23 protein-coding genes are annotated in these 23,061 nt (G+C 66.5%); 12 read left to right on the top strand and 11 right to left on the bottom strand.

Going from position 1 to position 23,061, the window contains the following annotated elements; genetic code table 11:
* The first annotated feature begins 18 nt into the window (after window positions 1–18).
* From TVNIR_RS10335 to lipB, 5 genes are all read left to right on the top strand, one after another.
* The gene (locus TVNIR_RS10335) at window positions 19–879 is read left to right on the top strand and encodes a septal ring lytic transglycosylase RlpA family protein (protein WP_083499530.1); all 861 of its coding nucleotides are present in this window, start codon (window positions 19–21) and stop codon (window positions 877–879) included.
* Between the two features lie 334 nt (window positions 880–1,213).
* Window positions 1,214–2,443 carry a D-alanyl-D-alanine carboxypeptidase family protein gene (locus TVNIR_RS10330; RefSeq protein WP_418081030.1) on the top strand — a complete coding sequence of 410 codons (1,230 nt, stop codon included), beginning with the start codon at window positions 1,214–1,216 and terminating at the stop codon, window positions 2,441–2,443.
* Entirely contained in the window at window positions 2,440–3,309 is an 870-nt protein-coding gene (locus tag TVNIR_RS10325; protein ID WP_015258978.1) for a D-amino acid aminotransferase, read from the top strand. Before TVNIR_RS10330 ends, TVNIR_RS10325 begins: the two co-directional genes overlap by 4 nt.
* Window positions 3,306–3,575, top strand: a complete 270-nt coding sequence (locus TVNIR_RS10320) for a YbeD family protein (protein ID WP_015258977.1) — start codon at window positions 3,306–3,308, stop codon at window positions 3,573–3,575. The genes TVNIR_RS10325 and TVNIR_RS10320 overlap by 4 nt, the downstream gene beginning before the upstream one ends.
* 24 nt (window positions 3,576–3,599) lie before the next feature.
* Window positions 3,600–4,280, top strand: a complete 681-nt coding sequence (lipB, locus tag TVNIR_RS10315; RefSeq protein WP_015258976.1) for a lipoyl(octanoyl) transferase LipB — start codon at window positions 3,600–3,602, stop codon at window positions 4,278–4,280.
* Window positions 4,281–4,324: 44 nt separating this feature from the next.
* Here lipB and lipA read toward each other — a convergent pair whose 3' ends face one another.
* The 3 genes from lipA to TVNIR_RS10300 all read right to left on the bottom strand — a co-directional run bounded on the left by lipA (window position 4,325) and on the right by TVNIR_RS10300 (window position 6,260).
* Window positions 4,325–5,296, bottom strand: coding sequence for a lipoyl synthase (gene lipA / locus TVNIR_RS10310; protein ID WP_015258975.1), 972 nt, complete (start codon window positions 5,294–5,296; stop codon window positions 4,325–4,327).
* Window positions 5,297–5,470: 174 nt separating this feature from the next.
* A complete protein-coding gene (locus TVNIR_RS10305; RefSeq protein WP_015258974.1) occupies window positions 5,471–6,034 on the bottom strand; it encodes a hypothetical protein in 564 nt (187 codons plus the stop codon).
* Window positions 6,021–6,260, bottom strand: a complete 240-nt coding sequence (locus TVNIR_RS10300) for a BolA family protein (protein ID WP_015258973.1) — start codon at window positions 6,258–6,260, stop codon at window positions 6,021–6,023. The genes TVNIR_RS10305 and TVNIR_RS10300 overlap by 14 nt, the downstream gene beginning before the upstream one ends.
* A gap of 170 nt (window positions 6,261–6,430) precedes the next feature.
* On the opposite strand from TVNIR_RS10300, the gene TVNIR_RS10295 reads away from it, so the two are divergent.
* The 4 genes from TVNIR_RS10295 (at window position 6,431) to TVNIR_RS10280 (ending at window position 11,613) form a co-directional block, all read left to right on the top strand.
* The gene (locus TVNIR_RS10295; protein WP_015258972.1) at window positions 6,431–7,183 is read left to right on the top strand and encodes an MBL fold metallo-hydrolase; all 753 of its coding nucleotides are present in this window, start codon (window positions 6,431–6,433) and stop codon (window positions 7,181–7,183) included.
* Between the two features lie 336 nt (window positions 7,184–7,519).
* A complete protein-coding gene (locus TVNIR_RS10290) occupies window positions 7,520–9,571 on the top strand; it encodes a hypothetical protein (protein ID WP_015258971.1) in 2,052 nt (683 codons plus the stop codon).
* Between the two features lie 54 nt (window positions 9,572–9,625).
* Window positions 9,626–10,246, top strand: coding sequence for a YdbL family probable chaperone protein (locus TVNIR_RS10285; RefSeq protein ID WP_015258970.1), 621 nt, complete (start codon window positions 9,626–9,628; stop codon window positions 10,244–10,246).
* Window positions 10,243–11,613, top strand: a complete 1,371-nt coding sequence (locus TVNIR_RS10280; protein WP_015258969.1) for a YihY/virulence factor BrkB family protein — start codon at window positions 10,243–10,245, stop codon at window positions 11,611–11,613. The genes TVNIR_RS10285 and TVNIR_RS10280 overlap by 4 nt, the downstream gene beginning before the upstream one ends.
* Window positions 11,614–11,617: 4 nt before the next feature.
* Here the strand turns inward: TVNIR_RS10280 and TVNIR_RS10275 are convergent, their stop codons facing one another.
* The 3 genes from TVNIR_RS10275 to TVNIR_RS10265 all read right to left on the bottom strand — a co-directional run bounded on the left by TVNIR_RS10275 (window position 11,618) and on the right by TVNIR_RS10265 (window position 14,721).
* A complete protein-coding gene (locus tag TVNIR_RS10275) occupies window positions 11,618–11,824 on the bottom strand; it encodes a hypothetical protein (protein WP_015258968.1) in 207 nt (68 codons plus the stop codon).
* Between the two features lie 84 nt (window positions 11,825–11,908).
* Window positions 11,909–13,087, bottom strand: coding sequence for an SAM-dependent methyltransferase (locus TVNIR_RS10270; RefSeq protein ID WP_015258967.1), 1,179 nt, complete (start codon window positions 13,085–13,087; stop codon window positions 11,909–11,911).
* A gap of 80 nt (window positions 13,088–13,167) precedes the next feature.
* Entirely contained in the window at window positions 13,168–14,721 is a 1,554-nt protein-coding gene (locus TVNIR_RS10265) for a methyltransferase regulatory domain-containing protein (protein WP_015258966.1), read from the bottom strand.
* A gap of 350 nt (window positions 14,722–15,071) precedes the next feature.
* On the opposite strand from TVNIR_RS10265, the gene TVNIR_RS10260 reads away from it, so the two are divergent.
* From TVNIR_RS10260 to TVNIR_RS10250, 3 genes are all read left to right on the top strand, one after another.
* On the top strand, window positions 15,072–15,800 hold the full coding sequence (locus TVNIR_RS10260) for a TorF family putative porin (protein WP_043739599.1): 729 nt from the start codon (window positions 15,072–15,074) through the stop codon (window positions 15,798–15,800).
* A 234-nt stretch (window positions 15,801–16,034) separates the two neighbouring features.
* Window positions 16,035–16,898, top strand: coding sequence for an ATP cone domain-containing protein (locus TVNIR_RS10255; protein ID WP_083499431.1), 864 nt, complete (start codon window positions 16,035–16,037; stop codon window positions 16,896–16,898).
* On the top strand, window positions 16,895–18,277 hold the full coding sequence (locus TVNIR_RS10250) for an MBL fold metallo-hydrolase (RefSeq protein WP_015258963.1): 1,383 nt from the start codon (window positions 16,895–16,897) through the stop codon (window positions 18,275–18,277). Before TVNIR_RS10255 ends, TVNIR_RS10250 begins: the two co-directional genes overlap by 4 nt.
* Window positions 18,278–18,369: 92 nt before the next feature.
* Here TVNIR_RS10250 and hemN read toward each other — a convergent pair whose 3' ends face one another.
* From hemN to TVNIR_RS10225, 5 genes are all read right to left on the bottom strand, one after another.
* Window positions 18,370–19,752, bottom strand: coding sequence for an oxygen-independent coproporphyrinogen III oxidase (gene hemN / locus TVNIR_RS10245; protein WP_015258962.1), 1,383 nt, complete (start codon window positions 19,750–19,752; stop codon window positions 18,370–18,372).
* 118 nt (window positions 19,753–19,870) lie between these two features.
* A complete protein-coding gene (locus tag TVNIR_RS10240) occupies window positions 19,871–20,377 on the bottom strand; it encodes a FixH family protein (RefSeq protein WP_015258961.1) in 507 nt (168 codons plus the stop codon).
* A gap of 18 nt (window positions 20,378–20,395) precedes the next feature.
* Window positions 20,396–21,820, bottom strand: coding sequence for a cytochrome c oxidase accessory protein CcoG (gene ccoG / locus TVNIR_RS10235; RefSeq protein WP_015258960.1), 1,425 nt, complete (start codon window positions 21,818–21,820; stop codon window positions 20,396–20,398).
* Between the two features lie 108 nt (window positions 21,821–21,928).
* The gene (gene ccoP, locus TVNIR_RS10230) at window positions 21,929–22,882 is read right to left on the bottom strand and encodes a cytochrome-c oxidase, cbb3-type subunit III (RefSeq protein ID WP_015258959.1); all 954 of its coding nucleotides are present in this window, start codon (window positions 22,880–22,882) and stop codon (window positions 21,929–21,931) included.
* Window positions 22,879–23,061, bottom strand: coding sequence for a cbb3-type cytochrome oxidase subunit 3 (locus TVNIR_RS10225; RefSeq protein WP_015258958.1), 183 nt, complete (start codon window positions 23,059–23,061; stop codon window positions 22,879–22,881). The genes ccoP and TVNIR_RS10225 overlap by 4 nt, the downstream gene beginning before the upstream one ends.

Here is a 23,061-nt window from a genome sequence, read left to right as displayed (position 1 = left end):
GGTGGTGGCAGCGTGATGATGAACCGCGGGCGCCGGCGCTTCCTTGCGCTGCTTCTGGTGCTGACGCTCGCTGGGGGGCTGTGCCTGGCCGGCTGCGGCGGCAGCCCGGGCCGCAAGGCGGTGGTGGACGGCCCGCCAGGGGCGGTGCCGCGCGACCTGGCATCGATCCCCGACGCGGTGCCGCGCGACGAACCCCGTAGTCGCTACGGAAATCCTCCCGAGTACGAGGTCTTCGGCCAGCGTTACCGGACGCTGGTGTCGAGCGAGGGATTCGAACAGCGCGGCCTCGCTTCGTGGTATGGAACCAAGTTTCACGGCCGCCGCACGTCCAGTGGCGAGCCCTACGACATGTTCGCGATGACGGCGGCGCACCGGAGCCTGCCGCTGCCCAGCTTCGTCGAGGTAACCAACCTGAACAACGGTAGGCGGGTGATCGTGCGGGTCAACGATCGGGGACCGTTCGTGGCCGGCCGCGTGATCGACCTCTCTTATGCCGCGGCCTACCGGCTGGGAATGCTGGAACGGGGAGTCGCGCCGGTGCTGGTCCGGGCGGCGGGTCCGCGCGACCACGAAGCCGGCCCGGTGCGCGTGGCCGATCAGGGCGGCGCGAACCACGAATCGATCGATTCCGGTGAGATGCCGGCGGATGATCGCTTTATCCAAGTGGGCGCGTTTGCCAGCCGTGTCGCGGCGGAGCGGGTGCAGGCCGATCTGCGGGATCTCGGCTTCGATGCGGTGCGGATCACCACGTTCGAGGCCGCGAATGGGGCATTGCATCGGGTGCGGATCGGGCCGCTGGTCGACCCCTTGGCCGTGCAGGATGCGACCGAGCGGCTGCACCAGGCCGCGCTGACCGATTACCGTGTCGTGGTGGACTAGTGGGCGATGCGGAAAATGCATCACCCGGTCGCTTCGCCAGACATGCCGTCGCTGCGTTGGGCAGGTTTGCGGTGGGTGGGTTGGTGATGGGTGGGTTAGTCCTGCACGTGCCGGCCTCGCTCCGGCGCGCCTGGCTGTGTTGCACAGGCACCGAAGTTCCCGCAGGGCCCGCTAGCGCATCGCGCGGACCGCCGGTATCCGCCGGGGTGGGCGGGCCGTTCAGCCGCGGGTAGAATCGCCGCGCGGAGGCCGGCCGGCCATGTACGGGCCCGGCGGTTAGCACGAACTCTGGTATCGTTCACTCATCAACATCATGCCCAGGTCACTCATCCTGATGAACAAGCATCTACTGGCCTTGCTCGGCTCCCTGCTTTTGATCGTCGCGTCCGTTCCGCAGCTGGGCGCGCAGCCACTGCCCACGCCGGGTCCCGCGACCGCATCGCTGGGGGTCATCCCGCAACCACCGTCGGACATCACCGCCAAGAGCTATATCCTGATCGATTTCGATTCCGGTCTGCCGCTGGCTTCCCTCGATCCCGACATGGAGCGCGAACCCGCGAGCCTGACCAAGCTGATGACCGCGTACGTGGTCTTCAGCGAGATTCGGGCCGGCAAGATCGGTCTGGAGGATCAGGTCACGATCAGCGAGCGTGCCTGGCGTACCGGCATGGACGGTGCATCGCGCATGTTCATCGAGGTCGGCGAGCGGGTCGCCGTGGAGGACCTGCTGCGGGGCATGATCGTCCAGTCGGGCAACGACGCGTCGACCGCGCTCGCCGAACGCGTGGCCGGTTCCGAGGGAGCGTTCGTCGATCTGATGAACGCCCAGGCCCGCGCACTGGGGATGCACCGTTCGTATTTCGCGAACCCGCACGGGCTCCCGGGCCACGAGGCACAGTACACCACGCCCGCGGATATGGCGCGCTTGGCGCGCGCGTTGATCCGTGATTTCCCGGAGCTTTACGGCTACTACAGCGAAAAGTCGTTCACCTACAACGACATCAACCAGTCGAATCGCAACCTGCTGCTGTGGCGCGACGAGAGTTTCGATGGCCTGAAGACCGGGTGGACCTCGGCCGCCGGCTACAACCTCGTGTCATCGGCCAAGCGCAACGATCGCCGGCTGATTGCGGTCGTGATGGGGATCGATGCGCCAAATCACCAGCGCGGCGGCATCATCCGCGCGAACGAGTCGCAGGCACTGATCAACTGGGGCATGCGTTTCTTCGAGTCGCGCAAGCTGTTCGAAGGTGGCACCGTGCTGAACGAGCCGCGCCTGTACAAGGGTGCGAGCACGACGGTGGAGGCGGGGCTCGCGGAGCCGTTCTGGGTCGTGCTGCCGCAGGGGCAGGGTGAACGGCTGCAGGCCACGATGGAACTGCATGGCCCGCACATGGCCCCGATCGAGGCCGGTGACACCGTGGGGGAGGTGCGGGTGACCCTGGGCGGCGAAACGCTGGGCCGGCAGCCGCTAGTGGCGCTCGAGACGGTCGAGGCCGGTGGCATCTTCCGCTGGCTGTGGGACAGCACCGTGCTGGCGATTCGCTCGGCCTGGCCTCTGTGATCGCATTCCTGAACGGAGACTACCGGCCGCTGGAGTCGGTCTGCATCTCTCCGCTGGATCGTGGTTTCATGTTCGGGGACGGGGTATACGAGGTCATCCCCAGCTATCGGGGGGTGTTGTTCGAAGTCGATGCTCACCTGGACCGGCTGCGCCGTTCGCTGGCGGCGATCCGGATCGCGGATCCCCTTACGGGGGACGCCTGGCGGAAGATGCTGGAACGCCTGCTCAGCCTGAATCCGGGCGCCGACCGTGCCATCTACCTGCAGGTCACGCGCGGAGTGGCCGCAAGGGATCATGCGTTCCCGCAGACGCCCTCAGCGACGGTGTTCGCGATGGTGAATCCGATCAGGCCGCCCGCTCCCGAACTGGCCGGGCGGGGCGTCGGTGCGATCACCCTGCCGGACCAGCGCTGGGGCCGTTGCGACATCAAGACCGTGACCCTGCTGCCGAACGTTCTCGCGCGGCAGCAGGCGGCCGAGCAGGGCGCGGTCGAGGCGATCCTGCTGCGCCAGGGGAAGGTGACGGAAGGCGCCGCGAGCAACGTATTCGTGGTTCGTGACGGACACGTGCTGACGCCCCCGCTGAGCGACGCGATTCTGCCCGGGATCACGCGGCGGGTGCTGATCGACGTGCTGCGCGGGACGCGATGGCCCTGCGACGAACAACCGGTCAGCGAAGACGAATTGCGCGGTGCCGACGAGATCTGGCTGACCAGTTCGACCAAGGAACTGCTCCCGGTCACGAGTCTGGACGGCAAGGCAGTGGGCGATGGACATCCAGGTGAGGCCTGGCACGAGGCGCTCGCCGCCTACCAGCGTGTGAAGCCGGCGGGCCCATCGGCGGCATCGCGAGAGGAGGGGATATGACCGACGAAGGCGACACCCTGCTGAAGTTTCCCTGCCGCTTTCCGATCAAGGTCATGGGGGAGGCGCACCCCGAACTGTTCGCCGCGGTCGAGAGCGCGATTGCGCAACATGTGCCGGACCGGGACTCGGTCGAGGTCGTTCGCCGCCCGTCCCGCGCCGGGAACTACGTCGGAGTCACCATTACCCTGACCGCTACCAGCCAGGCGCAACTGGATGCACTCTACCAGGCGCTTCAGCGGTGCAGTCGGGTGCGCATGGTGCTCTAGGACGGTCGCCAGGCATCGGCAGCCGTGCACCCCGCGATCCTGCACGCCCGTCGGCTGGGCCTGCAGCCCTACGTTCCCGTCTGGCGGGCGATGCAATTGCAGTTGTGCGAACGGGGTCCGGCAACGCCCGACGCCATCTGGCGGGTCGAGCACCCCCCGGTGTTCACGCTGGGCCGTAATGCCCGCGCGGAGCATCTGTTGACACCCGGGGCGATCCCGGTGGTCCGGATTGACCGGGGCGGACAGGTCACGTTTCACGGACCTGGGCAGGTGGTGCTCTACCTGTTGCTGGAACTGCGGCGGCACCGGCTGGGCGTGCGTTCTTTGGTCGACCTGCTGCAGGAAGCCGTGGTGGCGACACTCGGATCTTTCGGCGTTGCGGCATACGGCCGTCCCGACGCGCCGGGGGTCTACGTCGAAGGCGCGAAGATCGCCGCGCTGGGGCTGCGCATCCGCGGTGGCTGCAGCATGCACGGCGTCGCGCTGAACGTCGTGCCGCGGCTGGAGATGTTCCGGCAGATGAACCCCTGCGGGCACCCTGGCCTGGCCAGCACGTCGCTGCATGCACTCGGACAGCGCGTGGATCCGGACCGGGTCGCGTCGGTGCTCGAGGCAGAAGTCGCGGCGCGGCTGGGCTGCGTCCGCGAACCGGTTCCGGCACTGCCGGGGGAACTGGTGCGAATCTTCGCGCGCCCAATTCGCTGAGGCCCGGGCCGGCCGATCCGGCCCGCACGGTACTTCAGTCGGGTTCAGGTGCCGGTCGGGCGATCGGCCACGATCTCGTGGGCCTGCTGGTCGGCATGATACGACGAGCGCACCATCGGGCCGCTGGCGACCTGCCGGAATCCCATCTCCCGCGCGCGATCGCCGAGTTCGTCGAACTCTTCCGGATCCAGGTAACGTTCCACCGGGAGGTGATGGCGGCTGGGTTGCAGGTACTGGCCCAGGGTCAGCATCTCGCAGCCGTGGGCGCGGAGATCACGCAGAACCTCGAGCAGTTCCTCGCGGGTCTCACCGATACCCAGCATCAGCCCGGACTTGGTCGGGATCCCGGGGTGTCGCTCCCGGAACATTTCGAGCAGGTCGAGCGACCACTGGTAATCCGCACCCGGACGCGCCTTGCGGTACAGGCGGGGCACGGTTTCCAGGTTGTGATTGAACACGTCCGGCGGAGCAGCCCGCATGATCTCCAGCGCGATGTCCATTCGGCCGCGGAAATCCGGGACCAGGATCTCGATCCGGGCCTGCGGAGTGCGTTCGCGAATGGACTCGATGCAGGCGACGAAATGGCCGGCGCCACCGTCGCGCAGGTCGTCACGGTCGACCGACGTGATGACCACGTAGCGCAGCCCCAGGGCTTCGATCGTCTCGGCCAGGTGCCGGGGCTCGTCGGGATCGAGCGGGTTCGGACGCCCGTGCGCCACGTCACAGAACGGACAGCGGCGCGTGCAGATGTCGCCCATGATCATGAACGTTGCGGTGCCATGGGCGAAGCATTCGCCCAGGTTCGGGCAGCTGGCCTCCTCGCAGACGGTATGCAGCCGCTGCTCGCGCAGCACGCGCTTGATGCGCTGGACGCCCGGCTGCGTATGGCTCTGGGCACGGATCCAGCGCGGCTTGCGCAGCGGCCGTTCGGTTGGCGTGATCTTCACCGGGATGCGTGCGACCTTGTCGGCGGCGCGCTGCTTCTCTCCCGGTTGCGGTCGTTTGCGGGTCTCCATCAGGGCTCCCAGTCGGTTTCGCGGCGGCGGGCCGCGGATCTCCGGTGAACGGGTGGGGGTGGCCCGGCAGGCCATGATACGCGCCTGCGCGCGCAATCGGGCGGGGCTGGTGCGGGTGAGCGGGCCATCCGGTACCCTCGAACACGGCGGGAATCCGCCGCGCGCCTCGTTACACTATGCCATCGAGGCCTGATTGTTGCACGCAGCCGCCGGTTGCGCCGCCATCGTGTCGCGCAGCCGGAAGGTCACGCGGCCGGTGGCATCGACCAGGCCATGAAGCCGCAGCCAGTCGCGGGCGTCGCCGCTGTCGTTGGCCACCCAGGCCGCGGTGGAACCGAGACGGAAGCTGTAGCCCCAGGCATCCATGTCCGCCATCAGCCTGCGGCGCCCGACGCCCGGAAGGTGATCCGCCAGCAGAACTTGCAGCAGGCAGACCGCCTCCTCCTCGGGGTCGTTGCCGCCGGCGTCGGTATGCACGGTGCTGCGCCGGGCGGCGTCCATGCAGATCAGGTGGCAGGCCTCGTGCAGGGCGGAATGCACCGGCGTGTCGGGGCGCAGGTGCAGGGTGCTACCAACGATGCCGGCCTCGGGTTCGCCCCAGTAGCTTCCGGGAAGCCTGGCCGCGGGTGGATGTACCGCGAGCCCGATCCCGTAGCGCGCGAGAAGCTTGCGCAGATCCGCGATACGGTGCGGGTCACAGTACTGCACGCCGGACCCGTCGGGTTCAGGACCCGGCATATTCCTCCGGAGTCAGCGCCCGGATCGTCAATGCATGGACGGCGCCGCTGGCGATCTCGTCGCGTACGGTCGCATACACGGTCTGGTGCTTTTTCACCGCGCTCATGCCGCCGAAGACAGGACTGACGACCACGGCTTCGAACTTGCCTTCGCCTCCGGTGACCTCGACCTTTTCGGCCTCGGGGAGACGCGAGCGGATGAGTTCCGCAACTTCACTGGACTGCATCGGGATTCTCCGCTAAGAGTTTTCGAAAGCATGCATCATAGCCAAATCGGCTGGCGGTTACAGACGGGCGCACCTGGCGTCGGGTCACAGCCGGTGCCGTGTGTGCCTATGGAACCGCCGGCGGCCAGCGGGGCCCAAACGGGGAGTCGTCATCCAGAGGGAGTGATCCGATGATCTTCAGGCAATTGTTCGAGTCCGAGTCTTCCACCTACACCTACCTGCTCAGCTGTCCGGATACCGGCACCACCGCGCTGATCGACCCGGTGCTGGAGACCGTGGAACGCGACCTCGAGGTGCTGCAGCAGCTCGGCCTCAGGCTCGATTACGCGATCGAGACCCACATCCACGCGGACCACATCACTGGTGGTCGGGTGCTGCGCGAGCGCACCGGCTGCAAACTGGCCGGACCGGCGCTGGACGGCCTGACGTGCCGCGATATCGGCCTGCGCGAAGGCGAGCCGATGCGCATCGGCAATCTAGTGCTGAATCCGCTGTACACGCCCGGTCATACCGATACGCACCATGCCTACCTGTTCGACCACGGGGGGCTGGCGATGCTCTTTTCCGGTGATGCGCTGCTGATCGAGGCCTGCGGGCGCACCGATTTCCAGTCCGGCGACGCCAAGGCGCTTTACCATTCGATCCACGAGAAGTTCTTCACCCTGCCCGACGAGACGCTGGTCTACCCGGCACACGACTACGAGGAACGCCAGATCACCACCATCGGTCAGGAGAAGCTGCGCAACCCGCGTCTCGGCAAGGGTAGGACGCTGGAGGAATTCGTGCGCATCATGAACGAGATGGACCTGCCGTACCCGAAGAAGATCGACTGGGCGCTGCCGGGCAACGAGGGCTGCGGGAGTTGCCCGGACAACCTGCCACCGGAGAAGGAACGCCTCTGCGAGGTGGATCGCCAGGGTTGAGCCGGCATTCCGGCTGTCGCCCGGCTTGGTATCGTTGGTCGATCGGCGTCCGTGGTGCCGGCCCGGAGTCGCTCGCCGCGCTTGCACCGACACGGGCGTGTCCCGTCGCTCCACGCGGCGGCAGTTCCCGTGCCAGTACCGGATCTCCGCTTACCTCACGCCCGGCCGGGCATCGGCTCGCGGCCAGCAGCGTCGAAGGGCTTTCGCGCAACCGCAGGCGCATACCGGGGCCACGCACCGGTGTCGGCCTGCCATGGCTGCGATCGAGACGTCGCGGGCGGCCCTGCGCGGGTGGGTGATCCGCCTGTTCGGTCTGGGTCGACGGGGCTGAAGGACATGGCCCGGTGCCGGTTTCTGCAGGCACTGGCAGTGGTGGCGGTCTTGTTGGCGGTGCCCGGGGCGGGCGTGGCGGCGGGGCTCCAGATCGAGATCGATATCGGACGCGCGGTCCACCAGGCCATGGACGCCGAGAACCTGCGCGCGCGGGTGTTCCTGGAACAGCGGCAGCCGCGTTTCGAGTTGACCGCGGATGCCCTGAGCCTTCCGCAGCCGGTGGGCCGGGTCACAGAGCTGCGCCTGGATTGCCCGGCGGTCGATCTGGGCGACCGCCGCCTGGGCTGCCGCGACGGGCGCTTCAGTGCCCGGGCGCCCGGGGTGACACTGGACGCGGCGGCTCTGGAATTCCACTGGGATCGGTCTGCTGGGGAAATCGGGTTCGCCATGCCCTGGCCCGGTTTGTTCCAGGGCCGGGGCCGCATCCAGGGCTCCGCCGACCGGACGGGCCTGGGCCTCGAATTCGATCTCGGCGGGCTGGATTTGTCGAGCCTTGCGGCCTCGCCGCTGGTGCCGGTGCCGAACCTCGGGGTGACCATCGCCAGCGGCACGCTGGCGTTGTCGGGCAGGCTCGACACCCGTGAACATCTGCAGTCGCTGCGCACGGACCTGCGCGTTGCGGAACTCGCGTTCAGCGACGCACAGGGACTCCGTGCCGGCGAAGGGATCGCGGTCGCCGGCCGGTTCGTGCATCGCGCCGGAGGCTTCGACATTCAGCTCGGGTTCACCGACGGTGCGGTATTCGTGGATCCGTGGTTCCTGGATTTCTCCGAAGAGGGCCCGGTGGAGATGTCGGTGTCGAGGTTGCAGCAGACCGGGACGGCATCGTGGCAGGCTGCGGATGCGCTGCTGCGCCTGGGGGAGCATGCGGTCGCGCATCTACAGGGCTTGCGCACCACCGGCGCGCGTCTGGACCGCGGTGAGATCCGCTGGGAGGCGTCGCGTATGGACAGGGTGGGCGAGCTGCTGCTGGGACCGATGCTCGCGGGAACGGTGCTCGGGGACAGCCGTTACCAGGGTTCGGGCGAGGGCGAATTGTCCATTGCCGGGGGGCGGCTGCGTGCGGCATCCGCATCCTGGGGCGGGTTCGGGCTGGAGGATATGCGTGGGCGCTTCGGCCTGGATGCGCTTTCCGGACAGGCACACTGGCGTGACGACGGTCCTGGGCAGGCCAGCTTCGAGTTCGATCGGGGCGGTCACCTGTTCGGAATCCCGGTGGGCTCGTTCGCGGTGGAACTCGATCTCGAGCCGCGCGGCGTCCGGGTGAAGGAACCCGTCGACATCCCGACGCTCGACGGTGCCCTTGGCGTCGAGATCCTGAAGGTACGGATGCGCCCCGATGGACCCGAGGTCGAGTTCGAGGGGGCCATCCGGGCGTTGAACCTCGAGACCGCGACCCGCACGCTCGGTTGGCCGCCGCTGTCGGGAAAGCTCGCCGGCGTGATTCCCCGGGTCCGGTATGACATCGACGGCTTGCGTGTCGACGGCCGCCTGCTGGTGCAGGTGTTCGATGGCGACATCGTGTTGCGTGACCTGCGCATCCGCGACCTGTTCGGGCGCGCACCCACGCTGGAGGTCTCCGCCGACATCCGCCGGATCGAGTTGCGGCGGCTGACCGAGGCATTTGATTTCGGGCGCGTGGAGGGGCGAGTCTCCGGCAAGGCCGAGGATCTGCTGTTGGTCGGCTGGCAGCCCGAGCGCATGCGGCTTGCGATCGCCACTGCGGATGAGGATCCCGGGCGGCGCCGGATCAGTCAGCGTGCGGTGCAGAACCTGACCGAACTCGGCGGCGGCCTGCAGGGTGCGATCTCGGCTGCGTTCCTGCAGTTCTTCGAGGATTTCGGGTATCGCCGGATCGGCTTCGCCTGTGATCTGGAAGGCAAGGTCTGCCGGATGTCGGGTGTGGCCGACCGCGCCGACGGGTCGTTCGTGCTGGTGCAGGGCGGTGGTCTCCCAAGGATCGACGTGGTGGGTCACAACCGGCGGGTGGATTGGCCCGAACTGATCCGCCGTCTGAACGCCGTTCGAGACGGCCCGGGTCCTGTTGTACAGTAAGATGCGTTTCATGGAATTCTGCGGCTTGCAGCCATTGCCTCGAGGAGCAGACAGATGAAGGCCATGCAGCACCTGGTGGTGCTCTCCCTGATGGCGCTGTTGACCAGCGCCTGTGTCACGATTCACATCTACTTCCCGGCGGCCGCCGCGGAGGAGGCCGCCCGCGTGATCGTCCGCGAGGTGCTCCAGACCCCGGACGACGTGCCGGCAGCCGAGCCGCAGGACGCTCCGGAGCCCACCAGCCGCAGGGGTGCGCCCGCCGGCCTGTCGCTGCTGGCGATGGCGCTGGACCGCGTGGTGGCCCCCGCCGCGGCCCAGCAGTCTCCGGATCTGCGCATCGAGACGCCCGCAACCGACCGGATTCGTGCGTCCATGCGCGCCCGCAATGCCGACCTGGCGCCGCACCTGCGCAGCGGGGCGGTTGGATTCGGCAATGACGGTTTCGTGGCGGTCCGGGATCTTTCGGCGGTGCCGCTGCGGGACAGGGGGCAGGTGCAGCGGCTGGTGAACGAGGAGAACGCCGATCGTTCCGCGTTGTACCGGGAGATCGCGCGCGCCAACAACCGCCCCGATTGGGAACCCAACGTGCGCGAGACCTTTGCGCGGGTCTGGGTCGAGGAGGCGCCCTCGGGTTACTGGTACCAGGATGCCCGCGGGAACTGGCAGCGAAAATGAGCCCTGAACGGGGCGCGGCCGGGTCTCTGGCGCAGTGGCGCGGGAAGGCGGACTACCTGCTGAACCGGGCCGACCTGGCGGCACTGCCCCGAGTGCAGGCACTGCTCGTCGGAATCCTGCGTGGCCTGGGCGGGATCATCCGCGAGGCCACCGAGGGTCAGCTCACGCTGCGTGCGATGAGCCTGGTTTACACGACGCTGCTGTCCGTGGTGCCGCTGCTGGCGCTGTCGTTCTCCGTGCTGAAGGCCTTCGGGGCCCACAACGCGGTCGAGCCGCTGATGCTCGGACTGCTGGAGCCTCTGGGCGAGCAGGGCGTCGAGATCACCGAGAACGTGCTGTCGTTCGTGGACAACATGCGTGTCGGGGTTCTGGGCTTCATCGGGCTGATCTTCCTCGTCTACACCGTGATCGCGCTGGTACAGAAGATCGAGCTGGCGTTCAACAGCATCTGGCACATCGAGGGCACGCGCAGCCTCTCTCAGCGCTTCAGCAATTACCTGTCGGTGATCATGATCGGCCCGCTTCTGGTCGTTTCGGCACTGGGTGTGACCGCGACCGTGATGTCTTCGACCCTGATGCAGCGCATCACGGCCGTCGAGCCCATCGGGAGTCTGTTCGTGGCAGCGTCGAACCTGCTGCCGTTCGCGTTGATCGTCGCGGCGTTCACGTTCATCTACGTGTTCGTTCCCAATACCCGTGTCCGCCTGGTACCGGCGATCATCGGTGCGGTGGTCGCGGGTCTGCTGTGGCAGGGGGCGGGATGGGGGTTCGCGGCGCTAGTCGCCGGGTCGACCCGCTACGACGCGATCTACTCCGGATTTGCGATCATGATCATGCTGCTGATCTGGCTCTATCTCGCGTGGCTGATTCTGCTGATCGGTTCGAACATCGCATTCTACATCCAGCACCCCGAGTATATGCGCGTACGAGGAGCCGGCATGCGGGTCTCTGCGGCAATGCGTGAACGCCTGGGACTGCACCTGATGGCCGAGGTGGGGGCCCGTTTCCTGTCCGGCGAGAAGGCCCCGGCGCTGGACGAGGTCGCCTACCGCCTGCAGGTACCGAGCCGGGCGCTCGCAGGGATCGCCCGGGTGCTGACCCGGGCGGGTCTGCTGGTCGTGACCGGCGACGATGACCCGCGGTATCTCCCGGGGCGGGACCTCGCGGAGATCCAGGTGAACCAGATCCTGACCGCGCTGCGGGAGGGGGAAGACACCGAACGCTATCTGCGTCTGGCCGGGATACCCGCGGTGGAAGACGTGGTGGCGCGCGTGGAACGATCCCGCGTGCAGGCGCTCGAGTCGGCGACGTTGAGGGACCTGTTGACACAGCCGCAGGACACCGCTGCGGCCCGCCCGGCGCCATGACGGGTCAGCGGCGGGACTGGAACAGGAAGTAGATCCCCGCGGCCACGAACAGCGCCCCGATCACCAGGGCGCCGATGCCGCCCATGCTCTGCCCTTCGCTGACGGTCAGCCGGCTCAGGAAGATCTCGCCCTGGTACAGCGCGTAGCCGCCGATGCCGATCAGCACCAGGCCGACGATCACCAGGCCTTCATCGATCCGCCGGCGCTTCATCGGAGACCTCTGCCGGCAGGGCCCGCATCGCGGACCCTGCCGGCCTTCAGTGCCACGGGCGGGGATCCAGCATCGGGATCGGGTTCAGTCGCCACAGAGATAGTCCCTCGTGATGGGTACGGTCTGGCGATCCTTCGATAATTGCACCTGGAACACGATCTGGTCCCAGTGCCGGAAGGTGCCCTCGCAGGAGGCCAGGTAGAACTCCCACATGCGGCAGAAACGCTCGTCGAAGTGTTCCGCGGCTTCCGCGCGGATCTCCTGGAACCGGCGGAACCATTCGGCCAGCGTATCTGCGTAGTGCAAGCGCCAGACCTCGACGTCGGTGATCATCAGGTCGGTCGGTTCGCTGGCCGCAGTCAGTTCCGAGAGCGCGGGGGTGTAGCCGCCCGGGAAGATATACCGGCGCAGCCACGCATTCGTCGTTCCAGGCGGGTTGGTGCGTCCGATGGTATGCAGCAGCATCACGCCGTCATCGCCGAGCAGGTCGTCGACCTGGCGGAAAAACGCCCCGTAATAGGGTTGACCGACATGCTCGAACATGCCAACCGACACGATACGGTCGTACCGCCCCTGGTGTTCCCGGTAGTCCCGAAGGTGAAATTCGACCCGGTCGTCAAGACCGCGCCGGGTACACTCCTCACTCGCCACCCGCAGCTGCTCGCGCGACAGGGTCAGTCCATCCACGCGCACGCCATGGTGCTCGGCCAGATGCATGGCGAGCCCGCCCCAGCCACTGCCGATGTCCAGCACGCGCATCCCCGGCTGCAGACACAGCTTGCGCGCGATGATGCGGCACTTGGCCTCCTGTGCCTGTTCCAACGTCATTTCCGGCCGCTCGAAGTAGGCACAAGAATAGAACATTCCGCGATCCAGAAAACGCCGGAACAGCCACTCGTCCAGGTCGTAGTGATGCGCCACGTTCCGGTACGCTCGGCGGACCCGGTTCCCCTGCTGCAGCAGCTTGCGGAGGATCCCCAGCGGGTGGCGCGCTCGTTGCGCGAACATCGCGGCAAAGTTCCGCATCGTGATGTCCAGCACCGCCCGCAGGCCGTGCTGGCCGGGATCCCAGCCGCCCTCCATGTAGGTTTGGCCAAACTCGAAGCCGGGATCGTACGCGATCCGGCGCATCACCGCGGCATCGTGCAAGTGGATGCTGGCCTGCGGGGTTCCCGACCCGAATTCGCGGCGGGAACCGTCGGGCAGTTCGAGTCTCAGGGTTCCGTCACGGACGTATTCTTCTAATAGGCCGAGCAGGGTCATGTCTCGATCCGATGAGCTGGGTGGCACGGAGGAGCCCAGTATTCCTAAAGATGGGGTTCAGATAAAGGCCCGTCTCGAGGTCACGGCATCTTCACCAGCCCGTGGTGTGCTAGCAGCCGGAGCAGCCGGTCCAGACTGGTGCGCAGCTTCGGTAGGAGTCGCTCGGGCGGTCCGCCGCCCAGCGACCGGGCCCAGTCCGCGTCCGAAGCCGCCTCCGACAGCAGCGCGTCGACGATCTGTGGGGCGTTTCGGGTTCCGTCGAGCAGCACGACCATCCGGCGGGAAACCCGATCGAGCTCCAGCGCCTGGTGGCGCGGGGTGGGAATCAGTGCCTCCCCACGCTGCGCCAGTGTGCGCGCGAGCCGGGAGGCGCAGGGACCCGACGACCCAACCGGCACTTCGCGTCGCCACGCCTCCGACCCGATCCGCGTGACCTGCACGCCACCGGAGACGAACAGGTTGAACAGCGCCGATGCCAGGGTAGCCGGGATTCCGTCCGTGGCCCTTGCCCGCTGCTTCGCGGACAGGGAGGCCACGGCCTGTGGCCACGCCTCGGTCAGCGTGAGGGCGCGGGGAGTTGCCGCGGCCAGCACGCCGAGCACCGCCCGGGTGAGCGGATCGTCGACCCGAAACTCCTGTCCGGCGGCATTGCGGAAGCGGGGCCCGTTCCGTGCCGGAACCAGGTCCGCATACAGCGGCAGCGACAGCAGGGTATCGAGGTCGATGTCGCGATCCAACGGGTCGTTGGACCGGCACAGCAGGGACTGACGGAACGGGCGCAGGCGCAGGAAATCGGCGTACTGCTGCTCGCAGACCAGGTCGTCGAACCGGGAGAGCGCTTGTTCCGCGGCCGGCCCGAGCGTCGACGGGAACAGGGTATGCAACTGGCTGTCGGCCAGGTACTGCAGCCCGTGCCGCGACGCGGCCGCAACGAAGTCGGCGAAGAGCAGGGGATCGTTCCGGTCCTCGAGATACTCGTGATAGAGATAGCTGTCCCGTGCGCTACGCAGGTACTGCAGTTCCTGCTGCAGCCACTCGTGGCCGGCGGGCGTCTTCTCGAGCGGGGTGGCGAGAAAGTCGAGTAATTCCCGCGCTCCGGAAAGCCGCTCCCGGGGAGATTCGCGGCCGCGCAGGTGGTGCAGGAACATGTCGCGCAGCATTGCCCGCTGGCGACCCCCGGGCAGCGTGTTGTAGCTGATGTAGGCAATGCCCCCGGGCGCCAGGCGCGATCCGCAGAGCGCGAGAATGTGTTCGCGCACGTTCTCGGGAACCCAGGAAAACACGCCGTGCGCCACGATATAGTCGAAGGCCTCGCCTGCAAGCGGAAAATCCAGGATATCGCGGTGTTCGAGGGTCAGGTTGTTCAGGTCCATCGCCTCGGCGAGGGACTTGCCGCGCAGGGCCTGTTCTCGTGAAAGCTCGATCCCGACACAGCGGCTTTCGGGCAGGAACCAGGCGACCGGGAGCAGGTTCCCGCCGGCCGCGCAGCCCAGTTCCAGCACGCGCGCGCGGCGGGGATCCGGCGCCTTTAGGCCGAACAATTGGCCGATCGCGGCGAGCCGGTCGGGGTGGGTCTCCGTGATCGGGAAGCTTTCGTAGGGGATCTCGTCGTAGCCGCGTATCGTCTCGGGCATGCCTGCATCCAGTTCCGCTGGGAAGCCCGAGTCTCGGACAAAAGTACCGGCTGGACAATGCCGGATGCCGGTCGGCCGTTCCCGTCCGGTCCGATCGGCACCGTGATTCAGATGTCATTCCTGTGTCGCCGGTGAAACCTGTGCACCAGGTTGATGCGTATCTCTGGGTTGCCCGCACCCCCCTGGGGCAGCGGGCTGTTACATCACGGCAACAACTGTTGTAAGCACCCGATTCGGCCCCGTGGCGTTCCTGGCACGCCTCGTGCTGGGAGCTGGTCTGTCGATGAGCGACACGTCAACAACGTTGAATCCGTAATTCCACCGACCCATACCCATCAGGAGAACCGAAGATGAAGAGATTCACCCGCTCCACCGTTTCAGCAGCCGCGATCGCGATGGTGTCCACGGGCGGACTTGCGCTGAGTTCCACCGCCTCGGCCGAGCTCGCTGCGAACATCGGCGTGGTGTCCAACTACCTCTTCCGTGGGGTAACCCAGACCGACGACTCCGCCGCCATTCAGGGAGGCCTCGACTTCGAGCATGAGTCCGGGTTTTACGCCGGCACCTGGGCGTCGAACGTCGATTTCGGCGACGACACGGGCTACGAGCTCGATCTGTATCTGGGATTCGCGAGCGAGCTGGGCAACGGCATCGGCTACGATGTCGGCTACCTCTACTATGCCTACCCGGACTCCAGCGACAGCATCGATTTCGGCGAGATCTACGGCGAAGTCAGTTTCAACATGTTCAAGGCGGGATTGGCCTACACCGTCAACAGCGACAATGACGATGACCTGTTCGATACCGGAGATATCTACTACTACATCGGTGCGGACATCCCGCTGCCCGAGGACTTCGCACTGGGCCTGACGCTGGGCTACTACGACTTCGACATCGACGGTAAGGATGGAGTGAGCGCCAGTTACGGACATTTCGCGGCCAGCCTGGTGAAGGACGCCGCCACCTACGGCGAGTTCTCGTTCAATCTCGAGTATGCGGATATCGGCGAGACCGACGCTCTTGGCAGCTCGAACTCCGATGACCTGAAGGTCTGGGTCGGCTGGTCCAAGACGTTCTGACGCGTTGTCTGATGGCAGGAAGGGCCCGGGTTCCCGCGAACCCGGGCCCTTCGCTTTTGCTGATCGCCACTGGAATCGCGCGTTGGGGCAGCGTTGCGCTATGCTCGATATGCACAGCCGCGGCGATCGGCGGTGGGCTGCGCGCAACGCGGTCGGAACGATTGCGGGAGCCGCCGACGTGAAGACGGACCTCGGGTTTGCGGGAGGCGACAGGGTGTACAGGCGGGCGGGGTGATGCAGCGCGGGGACCCGGCGGAGGGCGGGATCGAGGTCCGCAAGAGTGACGGGCAGCGCGAAGCGTATTCGCGCGAGAAGCTCCGTAGATCCCTGCGTTGGGCAGGTGCCGGCAAGGCGATGGCGGAGGAGGTCCTCGCCGATGTCGAGCCACGCCTGCGCGACGGCATCACCACCGGAAAGCTGTACCGCATGGCGCGCAAGGCACTTCAGCGCCGATCGCGCGGGACCGCGATCACCTACAGCCTGAAGCGGGCGCTGATCGATCTCGGGCCCAGCGGGTTTCCGTTCGAGCAGTTCTGCGGCCGGCTGTTCGAGGCGATGGGCTATCAGGTGCACTACAATCGGTTTGTGCAGGGCCGCTGCGTGCAACACGAGATCGATATCATCGCCGAGCGCGATGGCGCCCGCCTGTTCGCCGAGTGCAAGTTCCACAACCGGGCGACGTATCGCAACGACGTGAAACTCCCGCTGTACCTTCGTGCGCGCTCCGTCGATCTCCTGGTCGGCGAAGACGGAAAGCACGATGCGTTCTGGGTCTTGAGCAACACCACCTACAGTGAGGATGCGCTCGCCTACGCGGATTGCGAGGGCCTGATCCTCGCGGGCCACAATACCGATCACTACCCGTTGACTCGTGGCCTGATCAATGAACATGGCTTGCACCCGCTCACCTGTCTGAACAGCCTGAAGGTGGCCCAGAAGCGCAACCTGATCGACGCAGGTGCGGTGCTCTGCCGCGATCTGCTGGAAAAGCCGCGTCTGCTCGAGCCGCTGCGGCTCGATGCGCGCCAGCGCGAGCGCGTGCGCCGCGAATGCCGGGAAATCCTGGAACGCGGCAAGGTCCGCAGGGAGTCGGCGTGAAGGTCGCGAGTTTCGGGGGTGCGGCGGGCGTCACCGGCTCCAAGCACCTGCTCGAGGCTGGTGGGCAGTGCCTGCTGGTCGACTGCGGGATGTTCCAGGGTGAGAAGGCCGGCCGGCTGCGCAACTGGGAACCGCCGCCATTCGACCCGCGCAAGATCGACGCGGTGCTGCTGACGCACGGCCATCTGGACCACTGTGGCTATCTTCCGCGCCTGGTGCGGGCCGGGTTCCGGGGGCCGGTATACACCACCCGGCCTGGACGCGAGGTCGCGCGCGTGATCCTGATGGATTCCGCGCGCTTGCAGGAGGAGGACGCCGACGCGGCGAACCGCGACGGGTGGTCCCGCCACCGGCCTGCGTTGCCGCTGTACGACACCGCCGACGTGGAACGGGCGCTGCACCAGTTCCGGAGCGTGACGTACGGCCGGGCTATGCGCATCGGGTCCGTGCAGGCAACGTTCCACTATGCCGGCCACATCCTCGGTGCCGCGGGTGTCGAGGTAGACGATGGACGACAGCGGGTCTGGTTTTCCGGTGACATCGGCCGCCCGGAGGATCCGGTGATGTATCCGCCGCGGCCACCCACGGCCGTGGACGCGGTGGTGATGGAATCCACCTATGGCGATCGCCGGCATCCTGCAGCCGATCCGCTGGACAGCCTCGCGGAGCTGCTCGAGCGGGTGCTCGAACGCGGCTCGGTGCTGCTCGTTCCCTCGTTCGCGCTCGGTCGCGCGCAGACGCTGATCGTGCTGATGGATCGCCTGCTGCGGCGTCGGCCCGAACTGGAGCTGCCGATCTATCTCAGCAGCCCGATGGCTGCCGAGGTTTCCGAACTCTACCGGAACTACCCGGACGAGCACCGGCTGACATCGGCTGATCTGGACGCCGCGTTCGGGCGGGTGCGCATCGTCGAGCACGCGCAGCGCGCACGGCGCCTGGACAAGCGCGAGGGACCGATCATGATCATCGCCGGCAGCGGCATGCTGACCGGGGGCCGCATCCTCGGGCACCTGTTGGCGCACGGTGGCGAACCGGAAAACCACGTGCTGCTGACCGGCTACCAGGCACCGGGAACGCGGGGCCGTGCGCTGCTCGACGGGGAACGCGAACTGAAAATGCACGGCCGGCATATGCGGGTGCGGGCCCAGGTCGAGGTGCTGGAAGGGCTCAGCGCCCACGCCGACCGCGACGAGTTGCGGCAATGGCTCGCGGCCGCTCCGTCCGTGCCGAAACAGGTCTGGCTGATGCACGGAGAAGCCGCGGCCCGGGCTGCGCTGGCGGAAGCATTGCGGCGCGACCGTGGGGCAGACGGCAGCGTCGATGAGCTCCCGGAAGGCGTGAGCGTCGATCTTGTCCCGGAGCGCCCCCGCGCTCCGTAGCGACGGTGCTTCCGGGCCGCGACCGGGGGGGTGGCGGTCGCTTGTGGTGGTTGTCTCCCGGGCGTTGGGAATCGTTACACCAGTGCCGGGGACTAGAGCGTCCGCGAGAAGCGCCGTTCCCCCGCGGTGTCGAGATAACGGTCGAAGGTCATGCAGATGTTGCGGATCATCAGGCGGCCGACCGGCAGTACCTGGATGCGGTTGCCGTCGACGTTTACCAGGCCGTCGTCGACGAAGGGTTCGAGGTGTTCGAGTTCGCCACTGAAGTAGTCGCCGAAGTCGATGCCGAAGCGTTCGCCGATCGCGTCGCCGTCGAGTTCGAAGTGGCAGATCAACTCCGTGATCACCGCCCGGCGAAGCTTGTCGTCGTCGTTGACCACCAGGCCGCGCTCGATCGGCAGGCGGCTCTCGGCCAGCATCGCGCGGTAGGTCTCGAGATCCTTCACGTTCTGGCTGAAGCTGTCGCCGACCTGGCTGATCGCGGACACGCCCATTGCCACCAGGTCGCATTCGGCGTGCGTTGCATAGCCCTGGAAGTTCCGGTACAGGCTGCCCTCGCGCTGCGCCACTGCCAGAGGGTCTTCCGGCTTCGCGAAATGGTCCATGCCGATCAGCACGTAGCCCGCCGAGGTCAGCCGTTCGATGCTGGCCTCGAGGATCGAGAGTTTCACCGCAGGGGCAGGGAGGTCAACTGCATTGATCCGTCGCTGCGGCATGAACCGGGTCGGCAGGTGAGCGTAGTTGAACACCGACAGCCGGTCCGGTCCTGCGTCGATCACCCGGTCCAGCGTGCGCAGGAAACTGTCGACGGTCTGGAACGGCAGGCCGTAGATCAGGTCGACGCTGATGCCATGGAAGCCCTCGGCCCGGGCCGCCTGCAGCACCGCGAGTGTCTGTCCCTCGGACTGAATGCGGTTGACGGCCTGCTGTACGGTCGGATCGAAATCCTGTACGCCGAGGCTCATCCGGTTGAAACCCAGTTCCCGCAGCACCGCGACCGTGCCGGCGTCGGCCTCGCGCGGGTCGATCTCGATCGAATATTCGCCGGTGTCGTCGGTTTTCAGCGCGAAATGTTGCCCGGTTCGGGCCATCAGTTCGCGCATCTGGTCGAGGCTCAGGAAGGTGGGCGTGCCGCCGCCCCAGTGCAGTTGTTCCACGTGCCGGCCCGGTTCGAACAGGGCCGCCTGCAATGCCATTTCCCGATAGAGGTCGTCCAGATAGGGGACGGCCTTTGCCCGGATCTTGGTGACCACCTTGTTGCAGGCGCAGTAATAGCAGACGGTGTCGCAGAACGGGATGTGGAAATACAGCGACAGCGGACCGCCGCGGGCGTTGCTGACCTCGGCCTGTCGGCGGAACTGGGTCTCGTCGAAGCCATCGTTGAACTGCACCGCGGTTGGATAGGAGGTGTACCGTGGTCCCGCCTTGTCGTAACGGCGGATCAAGTCGGCGTTGAAAATCGGGTTCGCTTGCATGTTCAGGATCCGGGCTGTTCGTGGGCCTGGCTGTCACCCGATCCCCGCCGGCACGGCCGCGCCGCAGGGCCAACGCAGCCCGATGCCCACGGGGTACGGTGGGCTGCGGCGGTCTCTCTCAGGTGCTGGGTTGCAGCACGACCTCGTGAGCATCGAGCGCATCGAGTCGGCCGCGCAGTCGCCAGGCGCCATTCTCGGGCTCCAGTTGGAGGTGCCAGCGGGCTTCCGGCAGTGGGTTGACATCGGCGTAATGCAGGCCGCGCCCCGCATCGTAGCCGAGTACGAGCGTCCGGTCGAAGTGGTTGCGGGTCGGGTGAACGAATGTCAGTTCCAGGCCGTCGCTCGGGATCGTCACATTGCTGTTCAGGTGCAGCCACACGCGCTCGCCCTCGATCAGGACCGCGGCCGAGAGCCCGAGGCTACGCGCGAATTCGGCCCGCTCGATGGAGTGGTTGATTCCGCGTCCTTCCTGGTAATAGTCATCGACGACCAGTCCGTCCGGGTCGTAAGTGGCCGCGGTCACCAGCAGGCCGCCCAGCAGGATGCCGACAAACGGTGGCGTGATCACGAACCAGAGCCAGAAATGCTTGTACCAGGGGTCGCTGTCTTCGCGAGGATAACGCATGCTTCTCTTCCTGTTCCGTCAGCGAATCGGGCCGACAAACCGGCTCGATCGCTCGTTGCTCAACTCGGGTCGATCGACGACCTGCGCGTGGAACATCAGCTCCGAACTGGCGCGGTCCAGCGCCGCAGGATCGACCCGTACGCTCGCCGGGAACTCGATCACCCGTCCCGGGGGCACCTCCACGAAACTGCCTTCTTCCCAGGCGAGTTCGGCGCCCTCGACGCCCGAGACGTCGATCACGTAATGGCGTGTCTCGTTGCTGCGGTTGGTCAGCTTCAGGGTGTAGACGTTCTCGACCTGGCCGTCCGGCAAATCCCTGTATAGCACGTTCCGGTCGCGGATCACATCGATACCGACCGGATTGCGTGCCCCCACTCCGTACACGAAGCCGGCTAGCAGCACCAGCAGCAGCATCCCATAGAGGATCACGCGCGGGCGCAGAATCTTCGCGGGTGTGCCTGCCATCGCGTTCTCGGTGGTGTAGCGGATCAGCCCCTTCGGGTAGTTCATTTTCTCCATCACCTCGTCACAGACGTCGACGCAGGCCGAGCAGCCGATGCACTGGTACTGCAGCCCGTCACGGATATCGATTCCGGTCGGGCAGACCTGCACGCAAAGCGTGCATTCGATGCAATCGCCCAGTCCCTTCGCCTTGTGATCCACCCCCTTCTTGCGTGGTCCGCGTGGTTCGCCACGTTCCTCGTCGTAGGAGATGATCAACGTATCCTTGTCGAACATCGCGCTCTGGAAACGTGCGTAGGGGCACATGTAGATGCAGACCTGCTCGCGCATGAAACCCGCGTTGCCCCAGGTCGCGAAACCGTAAAACAGGATCCAGAAGGTCTCCCAGGCGCCAGTGTTCAGGGTGAAGAAACGCGGGATCAGGTCGGCGATCGGTACGAAATAGCCGACGAAGGTCAGGCCGGTGAACAGCGCGAACGCGGCCCAGGCCGTGTGCTTGCCAGTCTTGCGCAGGATCTTGTCGCGGGTCCACGGCGCCTTGTCCAGCTTCATCTGCTTCGCTCGGTCGCCCTCGAACCAGCGTTCCATGCGCAGGAAGGCTTCGGTCCAGACCGTCTGCGGGCACGCGTAGCCGCACCAGAGGCGCCCGGCGAGTGCGGTGAAGAAGAACAACGACAGCGCAGCGATCACCAGCAGTACGGCCAGTAGGAAAAAGTCCTGTGGCCAGAACGTAAGCCCGAACACGTGAAACTTGCGCTCGGGCAGGTCGAACAGGACCGCCTGCCGGCCGTCCCACTGGACCCAGGGCAACCCGTAGTAGATACCGAGCAGCACGAGCAGCGCGGTGACACGAAGCCGCGCAAACAGGCCGTGGACCTGGCGCGGATAGATCTTCTGGTGCTTCGCGTAGAGTTCGCCTTCCAGTCCCTCTGCGGGCGTGGCGGAGCCCTTGCGTTTGCTACGTGTGTCGTTCTCAGACATGGCGGCTTTCGTGTCCAGTGGGATTTCAGGAACGGGTATTCCGGGACTCTGAAAAAACAGGGCGGGCTACAAGCGCATTGTAGCCCGCCCGTGGCTCGAGGACGACCGTCAGTTACGGTCGAGACTGTACACGTAGGCGGAGAGCACGTGCACCCGATCCTCGCCCAGCAGATCCAGGAAGCCGGGCATTTCGCCCTTGCGGCCTGCGGCGATGCTGGTCTTGATGTCCTCCAGCGAGCCGCCGAAGGTCCAGGTGTCCTGCGTGAGGTCCGGCGCACCCAGCGCGGTCATGCCGGTGCCGTCTGCGCCGTGGCAGGCCATGCAGTAGGTGTTGTAGTGCGCTTCACCCGCGCTGGCGAGGCTGGCGTCGGCATCGGGACGGCCGGACAGTTGCAGTACGTAATGGGCCGTCTGCTCGATGGCTTCCGAATCCATGAACGCCCCGTGCGCCGGCATTTCCCCGCGGCGGGTGTTCGGATCGCCATCGTAGTGGATGCCGTGCAGGATGGTCTTCTTGATCTCGTCCGGGCTGCCGCCCCACTGCCAGACGCCGTTGGCGAGGTCCGGGAAACCGCGGGCCCCGCGCGCATCGGCGCCGTGGCAGATCGCGCAGTAGTTCAGGTAGAGCCGCCGACCGGTCGTCAGGCTATCGAAATCGCGGGCCAGCGCCGGGATGCCGCGTTCGGCCATCGCGGCGAAGATCGGCTGGTAGCGTTCCTCGGCACGCTGCATCTCGCGGTGATACTGGCTGTCCTCGACGTTCAGCATGTTGCCCGAGTGCCAGCCCAGCAGCCCGGCGAAACGGCCGAGGCCCGGGTACAGGATCAGGTAGATCACCGAGAACACGATGGTGATCCAGAACATCCACAGCCACCAACGGGGCAGCGGGTTGTTGTACTCGGACAGGCCGTCCCAGGTATGGCCCATTTCCTCGCCCTGCGCGACCTCGCCTGGGCGCTTTTTGGACGTCCAGAGGATCAGCCAGACCATTCCCAGGATGTTGGCGACGGTGAGCCCAACGACCCACCAGTGCCAGAACGTTGTCATGTCGTGCTCGTTCATTTCTTATCTCCTTCGTGCGACCGCTTCGGGGCCGGGTGGTGTTCGTCATCGGCAAAGGGGAGATTGGCGGCTTCTTCGAAACGCTCTTTGTTCCGCCTGCTGAAGGCCCACCAGACGATCCCCACGAAGAGGATGATCAGCAGGACCGTCATCAGGCCGTGGATCACGCCGAAGCTCAT

It is taken from the genome of Thioalkalivibrio nitratireducens DSM 14787 (genome assembly GCF_000321415.2).
GTDB classification, from domain to species: Bacteria; Pseudomonadota; Gammaproteobacteria; order Ectothiorhodospirales; family Ectothiorhodospiraceae; genus Thioalkalivibrio; species Thioalkalivibrio nitratireducens.
This window is presented reverse-complemented; position numbering and strand designations above follow the sequence as displayed.

Bases quoted from the DNA above. Each gene is read 5' to 3' on its own strand.
- TVNIR_RS10335 (WP_083499530.1), top strand. From the start codon at position 19: ATGAACCGCGGGCGCCGGCGCTTCCTTGCGCTGCTTCTGGTGCTGACG.
- TVNIR_RS10330 (WP_418081030.1), top strand. From the start codon at position 1,214: ATGAACAAGCATCTACTGGCCTTGCTCGGCTCCCTGCTTTTGATCGTC.
- TVNIR_RS10320 (WP_015258977.1), top strand. From the start codon at position 3,306: ATGACCGACGAAGGCGACACCCTGCTGAAGTTTCCCTGCCGCTTTCCG.
- lipA (WP_015258975.1), bottom strand. From the start codon at position 5,296: ATGGAGACCCGCAAACGACCGCAACCGGGAGAGAAGCAGCGCGCCGCC.
- TVNIR_RS10305 (WP_015258974.1), bottom strand. From the start codon at position 6,034: ATGCCGGGTCCTGAACCCGACGGGTCCGGCGTGCAGTACTGTGACCCG.
- TVNIR_RS10300 (WP_015258973.1), bottom strand. From the start codon at position 6,260: ATGCAGTCCAGTGAAGTTGCGGAACTCATCCGCTCGCGTCTCCCCGAG.
- TVNIR_RS10295 (WP_015258972.1), top strand. From the start codon at position 6,431: ATGATCTTCAGGCAATTGTTCGAGTCCGAGTCTTCCACCTACACCTAC.
- TVNIR_RS10290 (WP_015258971.1), top strand. From the start codon at position 7,520: ATGGCCCGGTGCCGGTTTCTGCAGGCACTGGCAGTGGTGGCGGTCTTG.
- TVNIR_RS10285 (WP_015258970.1), top strand. From the start codon at position 9,626: ATGAAGGCCATGCAGCACCTGGTGGTGCTCTCCCTGATGGCGCTGTTG.
- TVNIR_RS10280 (WP_015258969.1), top strand. From the start codon at position 10,243: ATGAGCCCTGAACGGGGCGCGGCCGGGTCTCTGGCGCAGTGGCGCGGG.
- TVNIR_RS10275 (WP_015258968.1), bottom strand. From the start codon at position 11,824: ATGAAGCGCCGGCGGATCGATGAAGGCCTGGTGATCGTCGGCCTGGTG.
- TVNIR_RS10270 (WP_015258967.1), bottom strand. From the start codon at position 13,087: ATGACCCTGCTCGGCCTATTAGAAGAATACGTCCGTGACGGAACCCTG.
- TVNIR_RS10265 (WP_015258966.1), bottom strand. From the start codon at position 14,721: ATGCCCGAGACGATACGCGGCTACGACGAGATCCCCTACGAAAGCTTC.
- TVNIR_RS10260 (WP_043739599.1), top strand. From the start codon at position 15,072: ATGAAGAGATTCACCCGCTCCACCGTTTCAGCAGCCGCGATCGCGATG.
- TVNIR_RS10255 (WP_083499431.1), top strand. From the start codon at position 16,035: ATGCAGCGCGGGGACCCGGCGGAGGGCGGGATCGAGGTCCGCAAGAGT.
- hemN (WP_015258962.1), bottom strand. From the start codon at position 19,752: ATGCAAGCGAACCCGATTTTCAACGCCGACTTGATCCGCCGTTACGAC.
- TVNIR_RS10240 (WP_015258961.1), bottom strand. From the start codon at position 20,377: ATGCGTTATCCTCGCGAAGACAGCGACCCCTGGTACAAGCATTTCTGG.
- ccoG (WP_015258960.1), bottom strand. From the start codon at position 21,820: ATGTCTGAGAACGACACACGTAGCAAACGCAAGGGCTCCGCCACGCCC.
- ccoP (WP_015258959.1), bottom strand. From the start codon at position 22,882: ATGAACGAGCACGACATGACAACGTTCTGGCACTGGTGGGTCGTTGGG.
- TVNIR_RS10225 (WP_015258958.1), bottom strand. From the start codon at position 23,061: ATGAGCTTCGGCGTGATCCACGGCCTGATGACGGTCCTGCTGATCATC.